At 40.2% G+C, this 1,445-nt stretch carries 2 protein-coding genes; both read right to left on the bottom strand.

The features are described 5' to 3' along the window. Positions 1-33: 33 nt before the first annotated feature. Positions 34-930, bottom strand: a complete 897-nt coding sequence (locus tag JOD28_RS09710) for an IS3 family transposase (protein WP_259650407.1) — start codon at positions 928-930, stop codon at positions 34-36. Then, positions 882-1,382, bottom strand: a complete 501-nt coding sequence (locus JOD28_RS09705) for a helix-turn-helix domain-containing protein (RefSeq protein WP_150289833.1) — start codon at positions 1,380-1,382, stop codon at positions 882-884. Before JOD28_RS09705 ends, JOD28_RS09710 begins: the two co-directional genes overlap by 49 nt. Positions 1,383-1,445 lie beyond the last annotated feature (63 nt).

Here is a 1,445-nt window from a genome sequence, read left to right as displayed (position 1 = left end):
TGAAGTGAACCCCAATAGTTGGACAAAATAAAATTAATTAACAGACTCAGTGGTGAGTTGCCGATATCGAATCGGCGACAGACCATTGAGTTTTTGCTTGATACGGTGATTGTTGTAATAATTGATAAAGTCGTCAACGACCACTTTGAAATCATGAAATGATTCGTACTGTTTATGATGCACGATATTGGCTTTCAAAATATGGAAAAAGCTCTCAATTGGTGCATTGTCGACTGGTGTTGATTTACGGCTCATGCTTTGTGTCATGCCGAAATCCTTCAACGTGTTAATGAACATCGGTGTCTGATAATGGAATCCCTGATCACTATGAATAATAGCCCCACGATGTTTTGATAAAGACTTTAATGGCCGCATGACAAGCGCCATGGTTGGTGTTTTGGCTAAATGATACGACAGGACTTCACCTGCATATAAATCGACGAACGCCGTCAAATAAGCTTTATTATGATCGTTCAACTGAATTTCAGTGACGTCTGTGACAATCTTTTGGTAAGGTGCGTCAGCTTGAAAATCGCGTTTAATGACACGTTCGGCAATTCGGCCTACTGTGCCGCGATAGGAATTATAGCGGTGTTTACGTGTGTTATACGTTGTGCTGAGAAGTGCGTTTTGACGCATAATGCGGCGCACGCGCTTGTGGTTAACCAAGTAACCTTGGTCGTGCAACAACGTTGTCACGCGACGATACCCATATTCGGTTTGAAATTGGGGTGACTTAATTTGACGGATTACGTCTGCTATTTTGTTGTCTGATGACGTATTGAGCGGATGAGCTTCTAAATAATAATACGTACTCCGTTTCAAGCCAATTAGCGCTAATAAGTCAGCCAACTTAAAAAATTTAGTCCGCCTTAGTGACGTTACTGCCGTTTGTTTTTCTCGGTTCGTTGATCCACTAAGGCTTTTAATTTTTCGAATATCGCCACTTTCATCTTGAGTTGATAATTCTCTTGCTTTAAGTCAGCGAGTTCTTGTTGTTCGGGTGTGAGTGGATGAATGCGTTTGCGTCCCATAGTCGGTTGTCTGCCTTTCGGTTTAGGTTTTAACCCATTGTAACCGAATTTTCGATACGTTCTCAACCAATTAGCGATTGTTGTGCTAGGAAAGACGGCAAAATAACGTGACGCCTCTGATTGTGAGTGTGTTTCAAGATAGTTCAACACGGTTATTTTAAATTCTGGTGAATAGAATTTGTGGCTTTTAGAGCCAATGGAACCAGTCACGAGATACTCATCGCGCCATTCAACTATTGATCTAAAGCTAGGAATGTTGTATTTTTTCGCTAACTTTTTCAGGCCATTTTGGCCAACCAGCGATTCGTTGACGATTATTAATTTAAATTCATTTGAATATTTAGACATAGAAAAAACCCAATAACTTTCTGGACATTTTTTTATTTTGTCCAAGTTATTGGGTTCACTTCA

Source organism: Leuconostoc rapi, from assembly GCF_016908715.1.
GTDB lineage: Bacteria > Bacillota > Bacilli > Lactobacillales > Lactobacillaceae > Leuconostoc > Leuconostoc rapi.
This window is presented reverse-complemented; position numbering and strand designations above follow the sequence as displayed.

Coding starts and splice junctions, on each gene's coding strand:
- JOD28_RS09705 (WP_150289833.1), bottom strand. CDS start 1,382: ATGTCTAAATATTCAAATGAATTTAAATTAATAATCGTCAACGAATCG.